General features: G+C 71.4%; 13 protein-coding genes. 8 read left to right on the top strand and 5 right to left on the bottom strand.

Going from position 1 to position 18,551, the window contains the following annotated elements; all coding sequences use genetic code 11:
* Positions 1-65: 65 nt before the first annotated feature.
* A complete protein-coding gene (locus SCAB_RS31905) occupies positions 66-380 on the bottom strand; it encodes a hypothetical protein (RefSeq protein ID WP_037728323.1) in 315 nt (104 codons plus the stop codon).
* A 176-nt stretch (positions 381-556) separates the two neighbouring features.
* On the opposite strand from SCAB_RS31905, the gene SCAB_RS31900 reads away from it, so the two are divergent.
* From SCAB_RS31900 to SCAB_RS31875, 6 genes are all read left to right on the top strand, one after another.
* Entirely contained in the window at positions 557-916 is a 360-nt protein-coding gene (locus SCAB_RS31900) for an arsenate reductase family protein (RefSeq protein ID WP_173402922.1), read from the top strand.
* A 160-nt stretch (positions 917-1,076) separates the two neighbouring features.
* On the top strand, positions 1,077-1,787 hold the full coding sequence (locus SCAB_RS31895) for an RlpA-like double-psi beta-barrel domain-containing protein (RefSeq protein WP_013004235.1): 711 nt from the start codon (positions 1,077-1,079) through the stop codon (positions 1,785-1,787).
* Positions 1,788-2,101: 314 nt separating this feature from the next.
* Positions 2,102-3,130, top strand: a complete 1,029-nt coding sequence (gene glnII, locus SCAB_RS31890) for a glutamine synthetase (protein WP_013004234.1) — start codon at positions 2,102-2,104, stop codon at positions 3,128-3,130.
* Between the two features lie 423 nt (positions 3,131-3,553).
* Positions 3,554-4,162, top strand: coding sequence for a winged helix-turn-helix domain-containing protein (locus SCAB_RS31885; RefSeq protein WP_013004233.1), 609 nt, complete (start codon positions 3,554-3,556; stop codon positions 4,160-4,162).
* Positions 4,163-4,223: 61 nt separating this feature from the next.
* Positions 4,224-5,264 (top strand): NAD-dependent epimerase/dehydratase family protein, encoded by a 1,041-nt coding sequence (locus tag SCAB_RS31880; RefSeq protein ID WP_013004232.1) that lies wholly within the window; start codon positions 4,224-4,226, stop codon positions 5,262-5,264.
* 258 nt (positions 5,265-5,522) lie between these two features.
* Positions 5,523-7,133, top strand: coding sequence for a DUF1996 domain-containing protein (locus SCAB_RS31875; RefSeq protein ID WP_013004231.1), 1,611 nt, complete (start codon positions 5,523-5,525; stop codon positions 7,131-7,133).
* Between the two features lie 194 nt (positions 7,134-7,327).
* On the opposite strand, the gene SCAB_RS31870 is transcribed toward SCAB_RS31875, so the two are convergent.
* Complete coding sequence (locus SCAB_RS31870; RefSeq protein ID WP_013004230.1) at positions 7,328-7,780, bottom strand: hypothetical protein; 453 nt, start codon at positions 7,778-7,780, stop codon at positions 7,328-7,330.
* A 470-nt stretch (positions 7,781-8,250) separates the two neighbouring features.
* On the opposite strand from SCAB_RS31870, the gene SCAB_RS31865 reads away from it, so the two are divergent.
* Both SCAB_RS31865 and SCAB_RS31860 read left to right on the top strand, forming a co-directional pair.
* On the top strand, positions 8,251-10,194 hold the full coding sequence (locus SCAB_RS31865) for a hypothetical protein (protein WP_013004229.1): 1,944 nt from the start codon (positions 8,251-8,253) through the stop codon (positions 10,192-10,194).
* A gap of 71 nt (positions 10,195-10,265) precedes the next feature.
* The gene (locus tag SCAB_RS31860; RefSeq protein WP_013004228.1) at positions 10,266-10,958 is read left to right on the top strand and encodes a TetR/AcrR family transcriptional regulator; all 693 of its coding nucleotides are present in this window, start codon (positions 10,266-10,268) and stop codon (positions 10,956-10,958) included.
* Between the two features lie 10 nt (positions 10,959-10,968).
* On the opposite strand, the gene SCAB_RS31855 is transcribed toward SCAB_RS31860, so the two are convergent.
* The 3 genes from SCAB_RS31855 to pulA all read right to left on the bottom strand — a co-directional run bounded on the left by SCAB_RS31855 (position 10,969) and on the right by pulA (position 18,448).
* Positions 10,969-11,325, bottom strand: a complete 357-nt coding sequence (locus tag SCAB_RS31855) for a 5-carboxymethyl-2-hydroxymuconate Delta-isomerase (protein WP_013004227.1) — start codon at positions 11,323-11,325, stop codon at positions 10,969-10,971.
* Positions 11,326-11,329: 4 nt separating this feature from the next.
* Positions 11,330-12,937: a SpoIIE family protein phosphatase gene (locus tag SCAB_RS31850; protein WP_013004226.1), complete on the bottom strand. Its 1,608-nt coding sequence runs from the start codon at positions 12,935-12,937 to the stop codon at positions 11,330-11,332.
* Between the two features lie 84 nt (positions 12,938-13,021).
* Entirely contained in the window at positions 13,022-18,448 is a 5,427-nt protein-coding gene (pulA, locus tag SCAB_RS31845) for a pullulanase-type alpha-1,6-glucosidase (protein WP_013004225.1), read from the bottom strand.
* Positions 18,449-18,551: the final 103 nt, after the last annotated feature.

Below are 18,551 nucleotides of genomic sequence, written 5' to 3'. Positions count from 1 at the left end.
CCGGCGGGCAGGACTAGAGCGATCTCCGGCCAACCCTGGCGGCCGGAGATCGCCCCTTTTTCGGCCTAGCGGGTGTAGCGCATCAGCGCCCGGACCATGTGGCACGTGGTGTCCGAGGGCGGGTGCACCCCGATGACCTCCGCCGTGCTCCGGATCGTCTCGTTGCGCGCCTGGTTCGGCACGTGGACGCCGGAGTCGAGCAGGGCGATCGCCAGACGCATGGCCTTCAGACGCCGGTTGTGGGTGATGTACCACTCGCGCGGACGGCCCGGCGGCAGGGTGTGCTTCACCACCGGCGCGTAGGGCAGGTCGAGCAGGACGGGATGCTGGACGGTGGACTGGGTGGGCAGCGGCTTGGACTTCAGTGCGGCAGCGGGCACGGACATCCTCCTGTCGCGGTCTGGGCACCGCCGGAATCCCCCGTCGGCAACCCTCGAACACTGCTTCTATTTTACTACCCCCCACTGACAATCGCCCCTGGCCAGACGGCATCTGAGGGGTCCTGTGACAGACGTGGAACACGAGTTTTCGGGTCCGGTTGGCTACGGTGGGCGGCATGGAGATCTGGATCAATCCCGCCTGTTCCAAGTGCCGCAGCGCGATCAGCCTGCTCGACGCCGAGGGCGCCGACTACACCGTCCGCCGCTACCTGGAGGACGTCCCGAGCGAGGACGAGATCCGCGCCGTACTCGACCGGCTCGGGCTCGAACCGTGGGACATCACCCGCACCCAGGAGGCCGCGGCGAAGGAGCTGGGCCTCAAGGAGTGGGCGCGGGACGACGGTTCGCGCGACCGGTGGGTGAAGGCGCTCGCCGAGCACCCGAAGCTCATCCAGCGGCCGATCATCACCGCCGAGGACGGTACGGCGGTGGTGGCCCGCACGGACGAGGCTGTACGGGACGCCCTGTCCAGGTAACGGGCGGCGCACGCGGCCCGCTCCGCGACCATGATGTGACGTGCGTCACTTGAGAGTTCGCTGTGACCGTTGAGTAGCTTCGTTCGACATCTCGTACGTAGCGGCGTACTCGTCCGATCCGGTGGCCGATCCGAAGGTGCGCCGGGAACAGGAGGCGCGCATGTCGCGTAGGAGAACGCTCGGCACGAAGAAGAAGGTCGCACTGTTCGTGACCGCGGCGGCGATGGCGGGAGGCGGGGCCTTCGCGATGGCGGCCACGTCGAACGCGGCGCAGACCGCGGCGGATTCCAGTGTCTGTCAGGGCCTGGCCACCGCGCTCGGCAACAACGAGCGGTTCATCGCGGACCAGAAGGCGAAGCCCGACGCCCAGTCGGCGGCCCGGATCGCCAACCGCGAGGCGGTCATCGCACAGATCGAGGTCCAGCAGAAGGCGTCGGACTGCGTGGTCGGGGAGTCGGCTCAGGGCTCCCAGGCCGCACCCCCGGCGCAGCCCGCCCAGCCGTCCGCGCCGGCCACGGAGACCGGGGGGTCGGCTCAGGACCCCCAGGACGACGAGGCGGCGGGGAACGCGGGTGGAGCGGGGAACGCCGGCGGCGCGGGTGACACGGGCGACGCCGGAGCCGGCCGGCAGGTCTGCAACGGCTCCACCGTCACCCTCTCCGGTGAGGGCGGCGCCCCGGCGGCGTCCAGCAACCAGTTCCCGGCCGGCACGAAGCTGCGGGTGACCAACCTGGACAACAACAAGTCCACGACCGTCGAGGTCACGTCGGTCTCGGGCAGTTGCGCCCTGCTGAACAACGCCGCCTTCGAACAGGTCCGGGAACCCGGCAAGTTCCTGATCCGCCGCGCGCTGATCGAGCAGGTGGGGTGAGACCGGCCCGGACCGCGGAGCACCGGGGTACGGAGCGGGTCCCCTCGTGACGGTGAGGTGACGGGAGGGCGACCGCGGTCCGGGGAGGCCGGCCATCGCGCGAAGCGGTGGCCGGCCTCGTACATGCGGGCGACCTGCGCGTCCGCCGGGGAGTGAGTCGCACCACAGCGACACCAGGTAACACGGGGTTCACATTCGAGCAACGGCCGGGAAATCGCGCGTTGACAGGCTGCGCGGCATCAGCGGCGTTTCAGTGCCGCAGCGCCGCAGCACCCGCACATGCGCCTAGTGACCCACCCCGAAGGATGTGTCCCGTGACCTTCAAGGCTGAGTACATCTGGATCGACGGCACCGAGCCGACGGCCAAGCTCCGCTCGAAGACGAAGATCTTCGCCGACGACGCGAAGGGTGCGGAGCTGCCGATCTGGGGCTTCGACGGGTCCTCCACGAACCAGGCCGAGGGGCACTCCTCGGACCGCGTGCTCCAGCCGGTCTTCTCCTGCCCGGACCCGATCCGCGGCGGCGACGACATCCTCGTGCTCTGCGAGGTCCTCAACATCGACATGACGCCGCACGAGTCCAACACGCGTGCCGCGCTGCGTGAGGTGGCCGAGAAGTTCGCCGCCCAGGAGCCGATCTTCGGCATCGAGCAGGAGTACACCTTCTTCGACGGCGAGCGCCCGCTCGGCTTCCCCAAGGGCGGCTTCCCGGCCCCTCAGGGCGGCTACTACTGCGGTGTCGGCTCCGACGAGATCTTCGGCCGTGACATCGTCGAGGCCCACCTGGAGAACTGCCTGGAGGCCGGTCTCGCCATCTCCGGCATCAACGCCGAGGTCATGCCCGGTCAGTGGGAGTTCCAGGTCGGCCCGGTCTCGCCGCTGGAGGTCGCCGACCACCTGTGGGTGGCCCGTTGGCTGCTCTACCGCACCGCCGAGGACTTCGAGGTCTCCGCGACGCTGGACCCGAAGCCCGTCAAGGGCGACTGGAACGGTGCCGGCGCGCACACCAACTTCTCCACGAAGGCGATGCGCGAGGGCTACGACGCGATCATCACCGCGTGCGAGTCGCTGGGCGAGGGCTCGAAGCCGCTCGACCACGTCAAGAACTACGGCGCCGGCATCGACGACCGTCTGACCGGTCTGCACGAGACCGCCCCGTGGAACGAGTACTCCTACGGTGTCTCCGACCGCGGCGCCTCGGTCCGTATCCCGTGGCAGGTCGAGAAGGACGGCAAGGGCTACATCGAGGACCGCCGCCCGAACGCCAACGTCGACCCGTACGTCGTGACGCGGCTGGTCGTCGACACCTGCTGCACCGCGCTCGACAAGGCCGGCCAGGTCTGATCCACCCGGGGGCTCCACGAGCCCGCGCTGTCCGAGAGGGCGTCCACCGGTCCGGTGGGCGCCCTTCGGCGTCGCCGCCCGCGCCGGGGCGGACCGGCGAGGGCGGAGGTGATGTCAAAGAAGCGTCCAAGCAGTGAGAGGAGACTGATGCGACGGGCGTGTGTCTGCTTCAATGAACCCATGGCAGGCTTCCAGAACCCACGCGCGACGGGTCGTCACGACCTGGAGCCCTTCTGGCCTTCCCGTCAGCACCACGACTTCGACCGGGTGTGTTGCCGCGCGACGAACGCGCCGGCCCTCTAAAGCCGTACACCCCGGCCTTCGGTCGGCGCGGAACGACGTACGCCCCTCGGCGGGACCGGTCACGAACTCGGTCGCCGAGGTCTCCCGGACGATCCTCCCGCGCGAAAGAGCTGACCTCTCATGGCGAACACCCGTTCTCTGTCGACCGCCGCCCCGCTGACCTCCGCGCCGGCCCCCGCGCCCGTCGCCGTCCCCTCGCCCGTCGCCTCCCCCCGGCACCGGCTGCGTGCCGTGGGCCGGGACGAGGTCGTGGACATCACGGACTTCCTGCCGCCGGGCGCCACCTGGCTGCCCGCACCCCAGCACACCCTGCCCACCCTGCCCGGGCGGCCCCCGATGGTCGGCTACCTGGTGCTCCTGCCGGCCGACCAGCAGCCGCCGGCGGCGCCGTTCGCGGTACCGGACGAGCCGCCCCTCGACCACGCCGGGGCGGCGGAGGAGCTGGTCCGGGTCGACACCGTGCAGCGCACGGCCGAGGTCGGCGGGCGTCCGCTCGACCTCACCTATCTGGAGTTCGAGCTGCTCGCCCACCTCGTCGCGCACCCCCACCGGGTGCACACCCGCGACCAGTTGGTGACGACGGTGTGGGGCTACGGGCATGTGGGCGACGGGCGGACGGTCGACGTCCACATCGCCCGGCTGCGCCGCAAGCTGGGCGCGGAGTTCCGTCAGGCGATCCAGACGGTACGGCGGGTCGGGTACAAGTACACGCCGCCGCTGGACCGTTGACGGATCTCCTGAGAGCAGATTCCCGTTCCGTACCGGCCGCCCGGCGGGCAGAGTCTGCGGCATGAGACTTCTGATGCTGGGTGGTACGGAGTTCGTGGGCCGCGCCGTCGTGGAGGCGGCGTCGGCCCGCGGCTGGGAGGTGACCGTCTTCCACCGGGGACGGCACGCACCTCCGGCCGGGGTGCGGTCGCTGCTGGGCGACCGCACCGCCCCGGACGGGCTCGCGGCGCTCGCCGACGCCTGTGCCGCGGCCTCCGCGGCCGGGGGCGGGTGGGATGTCGTCGTCGACACCTGGTCGGCGGCGCCGCGAGCCGTCCGGGACACCGCGCGTCTGCTGTCCGGCGTGGCCGACCGGTATGTGTACGTGTCGAGTTGCTCGGTGTACGCCTGGCCACCGGCCGCCGGGTACGACGAGTCGGCGCCCCTGGTGGACGGCGCGTCGGCGGACGCCGACGGGACGGACTACGCCCGCGACAAGCGGGGCGGGGAGCTGGCCGCGGCCGAGGCGTTCGGCGCCGACCGCTCGCTCCTCGTGCGCTGCGGTCTGATCCTCGGGCCGTACGAGAACATCGGCCGGCTGCCCTGGTGGCTGACCCGCGTCGCCCGGGGCGGTCCGGTCCTGGCGCCCGGCCCCCGCGACCTGCCCCTGCAGTACGTCGACGTCCGCGATCTCGCCGCCTGGATCCTCGGCGCCGCGGAGCGGGGAGCGAGCGGCCCGTACAACCTGATCGGCCCCACCGGCACGGCCACCATGGGCGAACTGCTCGACGCGTGCGTACGGGCGACCGGTAGTGCGGCCGAACTCCGCTGGACGGCACCGGAGTTGATTCTGGAGGCCGGGGTCGAGCCATGGACGCAGCTGCCGGTGTGGGTACCCGAGGACAGCGACCTGCACGACGCGCTGCACCGGGCGGACGTGTCCCGCGCCGTACGGGACGGGCTCCGCTGCCGGACGGTGGAGGAGACCGTCCGGGACACCTGGGAGTGGCTGACGGAACTCGGCGGAGTCGCGCCGCACCGGCCGGACCGGCCGGCGGTGGGACTGGACGCGTCGGTGGAGGCGAAGCTGCTGGGGCTCCAGCCGGGCGAAACGGCACGGTGACGGCGGTTCCCGCGCATCCCGGCCAGAGTCGCCGAAACACCCCCTTCGCGGGCCCCTTCGGGGCCGCTCATCATGTACACGCCGTAGGGGATCGGCAACTCCCGGTGCCGTGCGGGGTGTTGAAACCAGTTTGTCCCACGAATCTCTCATCAATTTCTGAGTCGCCTGAACACTCCTGGGAATCAGCGCGTACTTGATGGAGCCGCTTCACTCCTGTCGGGCGCCTCGATAGCCCCGCAAGGAAGTCAGAGGAGTTCCATGGGACGCAACACACGCAAACGACGTTCGCCGCTGGCCGTTCGGGCCATTGCCGCATCCGCGGCGCTCGCGGTCGCGGGCGGCGGCCTGGTCTGGGCGAACTTCTACGCCTCAGCGGGCGAGTCGAAGTCCAAGCCCAACGCGACGCTGGCCTCCGCCCAGGTGGCCACCATCGCCTGCCCGGACGTCGGTCAGAAGCTGACGAACGTGCCGAACAAGGCGCGCGCGGGTGTCGCCAAGGAGCTGGCGCTGCTGGACCGGCAGATCACCGAGGCGTACAAGCGCCTGGCTGACACGCGCCAGGCGCAGGCGGGCGACGCCAACTTCGTCAACAACGCCATTCTCAACCCGCTGAAGTCGAAGCGGACGGCCACCATCGACCGGATCGGCATCAACATCCGGCGCGTGGGCGGCCAGGCTCCGCAGGGGCTGGCGCAGCTCGCGGCCTGCCAGGGCAAGGGTGACCAGGCTCAGACCAACGCCGGCGGGGGCCAGGGTCAGAACCAGGGTGGCCAGAACCAGGGCCAGAACAACGGCGGCCAGGGCCAGAACCAGGGCGGTCAGAACCAGGGCCAGAACAACGGCGGCCAGGGTCAGAACCAGGGTGGCCAGAACCAGGGCCAGAACAACGGTGGTCAGGGCCAGGGCCAGGGCCAGGGTGGCAACGGCCAGGGCGGCAACGGCCCGGTCGCCGGCGACTTCATCAACATCAACCAGGTCCAGCCCAACGGCGGCCCCAAGGGCGTGAACGGCAACGGTCTCGCCGCCAACGGCAACGGTGGCTCGCGGGGCAGCTTCACCACGAGCTGTGGCGTCAACAAGAACGAGCTGCGCAACTCGGACAACGTGATCGTCGCCCCGGGTGTCAGCAACGGCGCCCAGCACCAGCACGACTACGTGGGCAACCAGAGCAACAACGCCTTCGCGAGCGACCAGCAGCTGGCCAACGCGCAGACGTCCTGCCAGAACCAGGGCGACAAGTCGTCCTACTTCTGGCCGGTCATCCGCATCCAGGACGGCTCGAACGACATCGACGCCAACAAGCCCGGCGGTGGCGCGGACAAGAACGTCGGCAAGATCGTCGAGCCGAGCCAGGCCCAGCTGAAGTTCGTCGGCAACAAGAAGGGCAACGTCGTCGGGATGCCGCAGGCCCTGCGCATCATCACCGGTGACGCGAAGGCCTTCGTGAACGGCCTGGGCAACGCCAACACGAACTGGAGCTGCACCGGCTTCGAGGACCGTGTGGTGACGGACAAGTACCCGATCTGCCCGCAGGGCAGCTCCGTGGTGCGGACGTCCTTCTTCCAGAGCTGCTGGGACGGCAAGAACATCGACAGCGCCAACCACCGCACCCACGTGAGCTTCGTCAAGGGTGACGGCAGTTGCGCCAACGGTTTCCAGGCCATCCCCCAGCTCCAGGTCCGCCTGGTCTACAACGTCCCGGCCCCGCAGATCCAGAACGGCCAGGTCGTGAAGCCCTACGCGGTCGACTCCTTCCCGGAGAACCTGCACAAGCCGATCACCGACCACAACGACTTCATCAACTTCTTCAACCAGCAGACGATGAACAAGATGGTCCAGTGCATCAACAACGGCCAGAACTGCAAGTAGTGCCCGAGCACTTCTGAGCCACGGACGAAAGCCGGCGGTGGGAGATCCCACCGCCGGCTTTCGCATGTCCCGGATCACCCGGCCCGCCCGGATCACGCCGGATCGCCGCGCGTGCATCGGCGTGTATACGCGTATACACGCGTGTGCCCCCGTCCCCGGAGCTCCGGGGACGGGGGCACACGCCGCTCAGGCGCTCAGCCGCTGTGGCTGCCGTCGTTGTGGCTGCCGCCGGGGTTCATGTGCTCGGACCCCTCCTGCATCTCCCCGCCGAGGGTGCCCTGCAGTCCGCCCACCGTCTTCTTCGGGCCGACGGCGACCCACTTGCGGCCGACGAGGTAGTAGCCGCCGTAGTCCTTGGCGCCGGCCAGCCATTCCGCCTGGCCCCGGTCGGTGGCGAAGGTCGCGAGGACGAACTTGCCGTCGAAGTCGCCGTCCTTGTTCGTGCACAGGGCCTGGCGGATGGTGTCCGCGTCCGTCTGCATGTCCGGCTTGCAGCCCACCTCGCCCGCGATGTGCTCCAGCGTCCCCGTCGCCGTCTTCGGGACGGCGGCCTCCGCGTCGTCGGACCCGCCGCAGCCGGTCAGCGCCAGCAGCGCGACGACCGCGCCGGCCGCGGCCCCCGCGAGCCTCTTCCTCGTCAAACTCATCCGTACCCTCCGGGTCCGTTCAGGCGACATGAACGCGCCGGCTCCGTGCGCGCACCGCTGTTCATCGGTGTCCGCCTTCGATACGGCTCCCGCGCGCCCGGCGCTCAATCGGCTGCTGCCCGGCCGTGCCGGACGGTTCCGGATCAGTCTGCTCGACCGGACCGGCACCGTCGACCGGTTCCTCGTCACAGGCACCGCCGGGTCATCCGGGTCAGGCGGGTGCGTTCGTCGGCTGCGGCTCCGGTGGGGGCGTCTCGCGCAGTTCCCCGCGCCCCTGAAAGCCCAGGCCCCTGCGGGCCTGAAAAGCAGGGGGCGCAGCCCCGGCTTTTCAGGGGCGCGGGGAACTGCGCGAGACGCCCCACCGAAGCCGCAGCCGCCCACGCACCCCAGGCACCCCATCCCCGAGGCGCCCCGCCCCACCCGGCGGAGCGCTGTGGTGACCATCGGACCATTCGCTCGTTCTGCTGAACGTGCAGTCACAGGATGTCGCCCCGCGCCCCGCATCGTCCCGCGCCCAGGAGTCGGTCGTGGACGTCGAGCAGGCGGAGGCCGCGCTCGTCGAGCACTATCCGCGTCTGGTCCGGCTGGCCTATCTGACGTTGCCGTCGGGCCTGGGCCGCAACCGTCGCGTGCTGACGGCGCACGCGCTGACCCAGCGGGCGCTGCCCAGGGGCCGCAGGTCCACCTCGCTCATCCCGGCGCAGGCGACGGGCGCGGACCGGGAGCGCAACCCCGGGTACGCCTTCGTCCGGCTCCAGGTCGTCCGCACCGCCCTGGAGGCGGGCCTGCCGCTGCGGCGCCGGGCGTGGCCGAAGCGGTCCCAGCTGCCGCCGCCGCTGCCCCGGGTGTGGGGCCTCAGGCTCTTCCCCCGCTCCGGCGGCGCAGACGAACTGGCCCTGGACCAGCGGCTGTCGGCGCTCTCCGGCCCGGGACGCGCCGCCTATGTCCTGCGGGGCCTGGAGCGGCTCCCCGACCCGGTGATCAGGTCGCTCCTCGAAGAGGCGGGCGTCGGCGCCCCGGACGCCGCGCTGAAGGAGGCCGACTCGGTGCCGGCGGGGCAGTACGCGCTGCTCGCCTCCCCCGAGTACGACCCCTGTTCGCTGCACGCCCGCCCCACCGATCTGATGCGCCGCCGCCAGCACACACGGGCCGCGCTGGCCGCGACGGCCGCCGTGATCGTGTCCGGGGCGCTCCTCGGACTGCCCGGGGAGGGCTGGGGGCCCGACGGCGCGGCGGCACCCCCGTACGCGCGGAACCCGGCGGCCCAGGCGGCGCTGGATCCGGGGCAGCTGACGACGGCGACGGCCACGGCGTGGCGGGCGACGGGGCGTACCGACTTCACCACCTGGCCCGCGCGCGGCGATCTCGTCAAGGACCGGGCCCTGCTGCGGCGCGCCCTCGCGGTCTGGGCCCGCCCCGGTGAGTCCGTGCAGGTGGCGGTCACCCTCGGCACCCAGGCGGGGCCCCCGCCCGGCCCGCCGCAACTGCTGTACGCGGGCGTGGTCGACAACCTCCGGGTCGTCCTGCTCCACGACGGCCTGCGGATCGCCCGGTACGCCGAGCCCCTCGACGACCAGGGCGCGGCGGCCCTGGACCTGACCCGGGCCGACGGGGCGGCCGGCGCCGGCGCGACCGCCCTGGTGCTGGGCCGGTCCGACGGCAACGTCCGCTATCTGACGGCACCCTGGGTGCGCGGGGCGGCCGTACGGGATCTGGCGGAGCCCGGGGGCCGGGCGCGTCCGCTCGCGCTGGCGAAGGACGGGACGACGGCACCGTTCGCCAGTCCGGCGGTGCGGACCGGGGAGTGCCGGTCCTGGGACGTGCTGCAGGTCACCGACGCCTCGGGGGGTACGCGGCTGCTCACCGACCTGTTGGAGGTGACGCCGGCGCACCTCACGATCGGGCGCCCGTCGGCCGTGACGGCGCGGCGTGACGCCTCGGCCGCGCCGGCGGTCTGGGCGCCCTTCGCCTGCTCGCTGGCCGCCGTACGGTCGCAGGGGGTGCGGACGGTGAACGCCTGGCAGTTCGCCCGCCAGCCGCTGCCCGACGGCAGCGGCACGGCCGACTGGGTGTGCACCCGCACCGAGACGTGGCGGGGCGCGGGCACGCGGGCGCTGGCCCAGTTCGACACTCCGGCGGGCGCGTACGTCACGGCAGCCGCCGACGAGGTTCCCGCCTGCGGACCGGCGGACCCGCACGTCCTCGCGGCCGGTCCCTGGACATCGGCGGCCGGCGACTCGTACGTACTGGCCGCCGGTGGCAAGGACACGGTGTCCGTCGAACTGAGCGGCGGGGTCAGCGGTTCGGCGCCCGGCAACCTCCTCGCCGTACCGGCCGGGGCGGGCGTGCGGGCCGAGTTGAAGGGGACGCTGGCGAACGGCCGGGAGATCAGCGGCCTGCAGTCCGCCCGGTGACCGCCCGCGCCTCGGAGGTCTCCGCCCGGTCCCGCCCCTGGCGGGCTGGAATGAATCGGTAGAGTGTTCGTATGCGAACCGGTGCGCGCCGCAGGATGGGTGTGGAGGAGCGGCGGCAGCAGTTGATCGGGGTCGCCCTCGAACTGTTCAGCCGGCGCTCGCCCGACGAGGTCTCCATCGACGAGATAGCGTCGGCGGCGGGCATCTCACGCCCGCTGGTCTACCACTACTTCCCGGGCAAACTCAGCCTGTACGAGGCCGCGTTGACGCGTGCGTCCGACGATCTGGCGAACCGTTTCGTCGAGCCCCGTCAGGGTCCGCTCGGTGCCCGGCTGCTCCGCGTCACTCACCGGTTCTTCGACTTCGTCGACGAGCACGGCCCCGGTTTCTCCGCCCTGATGCGCGGCGGTCCGGCCGTCGGCTCGTCCCGCACGAACGCCCTCGTCGACGGTGTCCGCCAGGCCGCCTATGTCCAGATCCTTTCGCACCTCGACGTCGGCACCGCTCCCGCCCGCCTCGAACTCGTCATCCGCTCCTGGATCTCCCTCGCCGAGTCCACCGCCCTCCTCTGGCTGGACGGGCGCCGTATCCCCCGCGAGGAGCTGGAGGTCCAGCTCGTCCACGACTTCGCGGCGCTGGCGGCGGTGAGCGCGGCCCAGGACGAGGAGATGGCGGCGCTGCTGCGCGGCATCCTCGCCGACGAACCGCAGGACGGCCCGTTCAGCGACCTCGCGGGCCGCCTGCTCGCCCTGGGGCGCGGCTAGGGCCCGGCGCTCAGACCTCGAACTTCCGGTACGACGGGTCGAGGTCGCGCACCTCCGCCGACGCGTGCAGCGCCAGCCCCGCCGACGGCTTCACGTACTGCCGGACCAGCTCCAGCACGTTCTCGGTCAGCGTCACCTTCGTGTCGTCGGTGCGTCCGGCGAGCAGCCCGAGCGTGATGTGCACGATCGCGTGGCCGTCGGTGTCGGGCCCGACGACCGTGTCGTCGGTCGCCCGGAACTGCGTCTTGCACGCCTCCGGCTTCGCGGCGGCGGTCCGCACGACCTCCTCGTGCAGGGCCTTGGCGAACGTGGGCCGGTCGAAGCCCTCGGAGAGGACGGCGGAGTAGTCAACGGTGATCTGCGGCATGAGGTCACCCTAACCGCAGCCGTGACGCCAGCATGGCGATGTCGTCCTCCCGGTCCCGGCCGAAACAGTGCAGCAGCGTGTCGCACAGCGCGGCCGTCCCCACCGGGGCGTCCGCCGCGGCGGCCCGCAACTGCTCCAGGGAGAGCGCGAGATCGATCCCCCGGGTCTCGACGAGCCCGTCGGTGACCATGAGCAGCCGGTCCGTCGGCCCCAGCCACGCCAGGGTGGGCGCGGGCCGGTCGAGGCCGAGCCCGAGGAGTGGTCCGGCGGCCGGCACGTACGCGGCCTCTCCGTGGTCGCGGACGATCAGCGGCGGGATGTGGCCCGCGTTGGCGATCCGGACGCGCCCGCTGTCCGGCTCGATCAGGGCGAGACAGACGGTGGCGGTCAGGTCCGGGTGATAGTGCTGGAGCATCCGGTCGAGACGGTGGGCGAGCGCCGCGGGGTCGGACTCCTCCACGCAGTACGCGCGCAGGGCGTGCCGGATCTCCACCATCACGGTGGCCGCGTCCAGCGAGTGCCCGACGACGTCGCCGACGGCGGTGAGGACGCCGCCGGGGGTGGACAGGGCCGCGTAGAAGTCGCCGCCGATCTCGGTCCGGCTGGAGGCCGGCACATAGCGGACGACGACGTCGAGGCCGGGGAACTCGGGCACCCGCTTGGGCAGGAAGCTGTGCTGGAGGGTGAGCGCGACATGGCGTTCGACCTGGTACATCAGCAGGGGCTGGGCGGCCAGGGCGGTGGCCTGGGCGAGGCGCGCGACCAGGCCCGTGGCACCGCTCGCCGCTCCCGGCCCGCCGCGCGCGGGTGTGGCGACACAGACGGGGGTGCCGCTCTCGGTGCGGGCCAGGACCAGCCGGGCGTCCTCGGTGACGCCGGGCCGGAAGAAGCCCGGGGGCCACAGGGGCGCGGGGACGACGGTGTCGTGCGGCCCGGGGTCGCTGTCGGTGAGACGGCGGATGAGCCGGGCCACGGCCTCGTGCGCGCCGGCGTCGGGCAGGGTGGTGCGGGCCCGTGCCCGTGAGGTGCCGGTGCAGAGGTGGCCGTCCTCGCCGAGCACGAACACGGCGGCGGGCGAGCGGGTGAGCCGGGCGGCCCCTTCGGCGGCGGCCGCGGCCAGCTCCTCCAGGGTGCGGGCGGCCTGCACGTCGACGACGGTCTCGGACAGCAGGGTGAGCCGGCGGGCGAGGGCCTCGGCGTCGTTGCGGGTCCGGGCGCCGCGCACGGCCGCGCGGACGACCGCCTGGATCTCCTCCGGCTCGGCGGGGACCGTCAGATACGCCTCGCCGCCCGCGTCCAGCCCACGGCAGCGGTCGACGGGGGCGACGGAGGCGGCGGAGAAGTGGACGACGGGCAGGGCCGCGGTCAGGGGACGGGCCTTGAGCCGGCGGCACAGTTCGAAGCCGCTCATGTCGGGGAGGCCGACGTCGACGAGGGCCAGGTCGGGCAGGGTTCCGGTGCGGAGCCGCAGGTCGAGTTCGGCGAGGGCCTCGCCTGCGCTGGCGACCGGGACCACGCCGTGTCCGGCCCGGCGCAGGACCGCGCCCATCGCGTACCGGCCGGCGGCCGCGTCGTCGACCACCAGCACCGTGGTGTCCGTTGTGTCGCCCATCGCCCTCATGAGGCTCTCGTCGTGGCCGAAGCCCGGGTGGTGCGGCCGGTCCCCTCACCGCCCGCACCACCCAAGCTAGCGCTCTCAGCGGCCTGTTCGCGCGAAGACCGCCACGGTCCGCCCCGGAACGACGAAGGTCCCCGATTCCGCTTCGTACGACGACGTCCGGACGGTAGAGTCCGCCCCCGCCGCCTGCACCCGGTGCAGGGCGTACTCCGTCCCGGCCAGGTCGCCCACGGTCTGCCTCCGCCGCTCGGGGGTGGCGTTGAAGACGACGACCAGGTCACCGAGTTCCATGGTGATCACGCCCGGGGTCTCGTCCCTCCCCGACAGTGGGAAGGACAGCTTGGACTGCACCTGCCCGGCGGTGTCGAGGGAGAAGACGTCCTCCGTGGTACGGATCCTCAGCAGGTCCCGGTAGGCGGCCGAGGCACCCTCGATCTGCTCGCAGCCGACCTTCACCGACGTCAACAGGGGCTTGGCATACGGCCACTTGGACCGGTTGTCGGCGGCGAGGGGCAGTCCGCGCCCGAAGCCGTTGCCGTCCCGGCAGTCCCAGTGGATCGCGTTGAACCAGTCGCCGCTGTCGTAGGAGTTGCGGTCAAGGGACTTGGACCGCAGCAGGTCGGTGCCGGCCTGGGAGAGTGCCGGGCCCTGGGAGAGGGCGGCGGTCGCCAGGGCGAGGACCTGCATCCGGGCGCGGTCGGCCGGGCTCGTGGACTTCGGGAGTTTGAAGGCCAGGGCGTCGAACAGGGACTCGTTGTCGTGGGCGTCGACATAGGCGAGGGCGTCGCCCGGGGCGTCCGCGTACCCGGCGGCGGTCCCGTTGTAGTCGACCTCGGAGCCCTGGACCTCCTTGCCGTCGGTGTCGGTGAACCGGTAGTTCGCGAGGTTGCCGCTCAGCCCGACCTTGATGAGGTCCTGGTAGTGCAGCAGCCGGGCCTTCTGCTCGGCCGGGGTGCCGTTGTCCGCCGCGGGGTTGGGGTCCGTCCAGAGGCCGGACGCGAAGCCCTGGACGCCGGGGTCCTCGTCGAAGGGGCCGCCGCCGCGCACCGCGTCCCGGGCCCGGTCGGAGAAGGTGGCGACGCCCGTGCCGGCCATGTTCTTCTGCGTGGCCTGGACGAAGCGCGCGTCGTCGGCCACCTCGCCGAAGTTCCAGCCCTCCCCGTACAGGATGATCTTCTTCCCGTCGACGCCGTCCTTCTTGAGGGTGAGGGCGTCGAGGGCCTTGCGGACGGCCAGGATGTTGGCCTTCGGGTGGTGCCCCATCAGGTCGAAGCGGAAGCCGTCGACCTTGTACTCCTTCGCCCAGGTGACGAGGGAGTCGACGACCAGTTTGCCCATCATGGTGTTCTCGGGCGCGGTGTTGGCGCAGCAGGTGGAGGTGGCGACCGAACCGTCGGCGAGGAGCCGGTGGTAGTAGCCGGGGACGACCTTGTCGAGGACGCTCCTGTCGGCCTGCCCGCTGGCCGGGGTGTGGTTGTAGACCACGTCCAGCACGACGCCGAGGCCGTCGGCGTTGAGCGCCCGCACCATCTTCCGGAACTCGACCGTGCGCCGGGTGCCGTCCGGGTCGGTCGCGTACGAGCCCTCCGGGACCGTGTAGTGGTAGGGGTCGTAACCCCAGTTGAAGCCGTCCTTCGCCGCGGCCTTCGCCACGCACTCCTGCTGCTTCTCGGAGTCCGCGGGGTACGAGGCGAGGTCGCAGTCGACGGTCGCCCGGTCGGCCTTCCGCTCGGGGATGGTGGCGATGTCGGCGACGGGCAGCAGGTGCACGTACGACGTTCCGGCCTTCGCCAGGTGCCGCAGGTGCCGGGAGCCGTCGCTGCCCTTGTCGGTGAAGGCGAGGTAGGTGCCCCTGTCCTTCGCGGGCACGGTGGCGTCACCGACCGAGAAGTCCCGGACGTGCAGTTCCTGGATCCGCGCGTCCTTCAGCGGCACGGCCTTGGGCTTGGTGTACGACGACCAGCCGCTCGGCGCCAGCGACTTGTCCGCCAGGTCGACGACGAGGCTGCGCTCGGAGTCGGCGGTGAGGGCGACGGAGTACGGGTCGGTGACCTTGTTGGTGACGATCTTCCGGACGCTGGGCGCCCACACCTTCACGACGTACCGGTAGGGCTTGTTCTTCCAGGACTTCCCACCCGTGACGGACCAGACGCCGGTGGTGTCGTCCCTCTTCATCGGGAGGGTCTTCCCGTCGAGTTCGAGCTTCACCGACTGTGCCGTGGGCGCCCAGACGGCGAGTGTCGGACGGCCCTTGCGGAACGTCGGGCCGAGGTGGGCGCCCGATCCGTCGTGGAGGTCGTCGAGCACGCCGGCGATCTGGACGCCGGTCGCCGCGAGCACCGCGCCGTTCGCCGCGCGCTGGGAGGCGGCCAACTGGCCGCGCAGGGCGTCGCGGACCCGGTCGCGGTCACGCGGGTCGACGGTCCAGGCGGTGTACGCCTTCAGGTGCGGGAACTTCGTCTTCTGGGCGTCGGTGAGCGCCGCCTTGGTCAGACGCAGCCACCGCTCGTCGGTGCTGGTGAGAGCGCCGTCCTTCGCCGTGATCGAGCCGGAGCGCGAGTACAGCAGCTGGGTGGAGGCGGCGGTGTCGTTGCCGTTCCAGGCGACGGTGTTCCGGTCGATCCAGACCGCCTTGGAGGTGGTGAGGTCGAGGGCGGCGGCGGACCCGGCGGGCTGCGGGAGCAGGTACTTCTCCTGGCCGCTCAGCAGCCACGCCTCATGGCCGGTCGTCTTGAGGTCCAGCGCCTGGTCGGTGGGGAGGTCCTTCTCGTCGCCCTTGTGGAGGATGTAACCGAGACTGGTGGCCCCGTCGGTGAGGGGCACCTCGAAGACGGCGCCATAGGTGTCGGTCCGCACGGGCTCCAGGGGCCTGGCCCAGTCCGTGGGGTTCGCGGCTCCCGACCAGACGTGCAGGCCCCAGCCGTCGTAGTCGCCGTCGGCGCGGTGGTAGTGGAGGACGGCCTTGGTCCTGTCCTGCTCGGGGTAGTCGCCGGTGGGCTTCTCCGTGCGGACGGCCTCCTTGCCCTGCTCGACCCAGATCTCGCCCGTCTTCGTCACGTCGATCGTGCGGTCTGCGGAGACGTCCTTGGTGCCGTCCTTGTCGATGACGAGGTAGTTGACGCTGGTGGCGCCGGGCTTGAGCTTGACGTACGCGAAGGCGCCGTACGCGTCCCGCCCGATGAAGTCGTGGCCGTCGGGCCAGGTGGTCCCCTCGCCCTCGGCGAGGTCGCCCCAGGCGTACAGCCGCCAGTCGGTGTAGTCGCCGTCGGCGCGCTTGTAGTGGACGATCGCGTGGTCGCGCGAGGAGGCGGTGGGGGTCTCGGGGGCGGGCGGGGTTCCGGTGGTGGAGGCCGCGGTGGCGCTCGCCGTACGTCCGGTTCGGTCGATCACCACCGCTTTGTACCGCAGAGCCGTTCCGGCCGGCACCTTCTCGTCGAGGGTCTGGGTGACCTTGAAGGGGGCGTGGTCGGCGGAGCCCAGCGTCTTCCACCGGCCGTTGCCGATCTGCGCGGCGAACACGACCCGGTTGAGCTGCCCACCGCCGACGTCCGCGCCGATCTCGACCGTGCCGGTGGCGCCGGCGGCCGGGGCGTCGAGCGTGACGGACGGCTTGGTGGCGGGCTTCCCGAGAGGCCCGGCGGCCTTGAGGACGATCGCCGAGCGGGCCGGGACGGTGACGGTGACCTTCTTGTCCGTCCCGCTCGTCACCTTGCCGTCGGTGCCGTAGACGCCCTTGAAGGTCATACGGGCCGACCCGGTGGCGAAGGTGGCCTTCTCGGCGCCGTCCGCGTTGTTGAAGGCGACGACGTACTCGGTGCCGGTGCGGGTGTCGGTCCGCGAGACGGCGTAGACGCCCGCCCCGTCGGCCGCGTACCGCTCGGTCTGGACGCCGTCGGCGAGGGCCGGGTGCGCCCTGCGGAGTTCGGCGAGCGCGCTGATCCGCCGGTAGAGCGGCGCGCTCGTGTCGTACGCGTCCTCGGCGTGCGTACGGTCCGTGCCGAGCAGGTCGTCGTCCAGATAGTCGGCGGTCTTCGAGGCGAACATCGTCTGGCGGGCGTCCTTGTCGCCGCCCGCGCCGGTGAAGCCCTGCTCGTCGCCGTAGTAGACGACCGGGTTGCCGCGTCCGAGGAACATCAGCTCGTTGGCGAGCCGGTCCTTGGCGAGCAGTTCGGCGTCGGTGGCCTTGGGGGCGTCCTGCTTCAGGAAGGTTCCGATGCGGCCCATGTCATGGTTGCCGAGGAAGGTGACCTGCTCGTACGCGTTGGCCTTGTCGGTCGTGTACTTGTAGTCGTCCCCGAAGACCGAGGCCAGCTTCTTCGCGCTGCCGCCCTGGGAGGCGTACGACCGTGCCGCGTCCTGGAAGGGGAAGTCGAGCGTGGAGTCGAGGCGGCCCCGGGTGACGTAGGGGGAGGTCACGGAGGTGTCGGCGGAGTAGACCTCGCCGAACATGAAGAAGTCGTCGCGGCCCTTCTTCGCGGCGTACGCGTCGAGCGCGGTGGCCCACTGCGTCCAGAACTCCATGTCGACGTGCTTCACGGTGTCGATCCGGAAGCCGTCGATGTCGAAGTCCCGGACCCACTTCTCGTAGATCTTCTCCATGCCGGAGACGACCTCGGGGCGTTCGGTCCACAGGTCGTCCAGTCCGACGAAGTCGCCGTGGCCGGCGGACTCTCCGGCCCAGGTGGAGTCGCCCCGGTTGTGGTACATCGTCGGGTCGTTGAGCCAGGAGGGGACCTTGGTCCTCTTCTGGGCCGCCGGGACGACGGGGGTCCGGGGGAAGGAGTCCCGGTCGACGGTGGGGAAGTTCTTCCCGCCGCCCGCGTGGTCGGTGTCGTCGAAGGGCTTCCCGTCCTTGGTCAGGTAGGGGAAGGCGCCCTTGGAGAGGTAGTCGTAGGACTTCTCGTCGTAGTCGACGACGTCGGCGGTGTGGTTGGTGATGACGTCGAAGAAGACCTTCATGCCCTTGGCGTGCGCCTTGGAGATGAGGGTCTCCAGGTCCTTGTTGGTGCCGAAGTGCGGGTCGACCTGGGTGAAGTCGGTGATCCAGTAACCGTGGTAGCCGGCGGAGGCGTCGGCCCCCGTCCCCTGCACGGGCTGGTTCTTGAAGATCGGGGCCATCCAGATGGAGGTGGTGCCGAGGCCCTTGATGTAGTCGAGCTTCTTGGTGAGGCCCTTGAGGTCGCCGCCCTGGTAGAAGCCCTTGTCGGTGGGGTCGTAGCCGGTGGCGAGGCGCGAGCCCGTCAGGCCGCCCCTGTCGTTCGCCCGGTCGCCGTTGGCGAAACGGTCCGGCAGGACGAAGTAGAACTGCTCGCGGGTGAGGTCGTGGCGGGCGGCGGTCCTCGCCAGCTTCGCGTCGGACGGAGGCGCGGGCGGCGCGGCGGCTCCCGCGGTGAGTGGCTGTACGAGCGCCGCGGTCAGCGCGGTCACGGTGACCGCGCCGACCGCCGCGACCCGTCCAGCGTGGGTGGTTCGGCGCCTGAACGGCGCCGGCCATCTCGGTATCACGGATGGACTCCTTGCGATGACGGCTCTGGTGGGTCCGACTCCGCGCGACCGTATCGCCGCCGAAAGTATTTCAGCAAGAGGCTTGAAAGTAACGGTAAGGACT

Source organism: Streptomyces scabiei 87.22, from assembly GCF_000091305.1.
Lineage (GTDB): Bacteria > Actinomycetota > Actinomycetes > Streptomycetales > Streptomycetaceae > Streptomyces > Streptomyces scabiei.
This window is presented reverse-complemented; position numbering and strand designations above follow the sequence as displayed.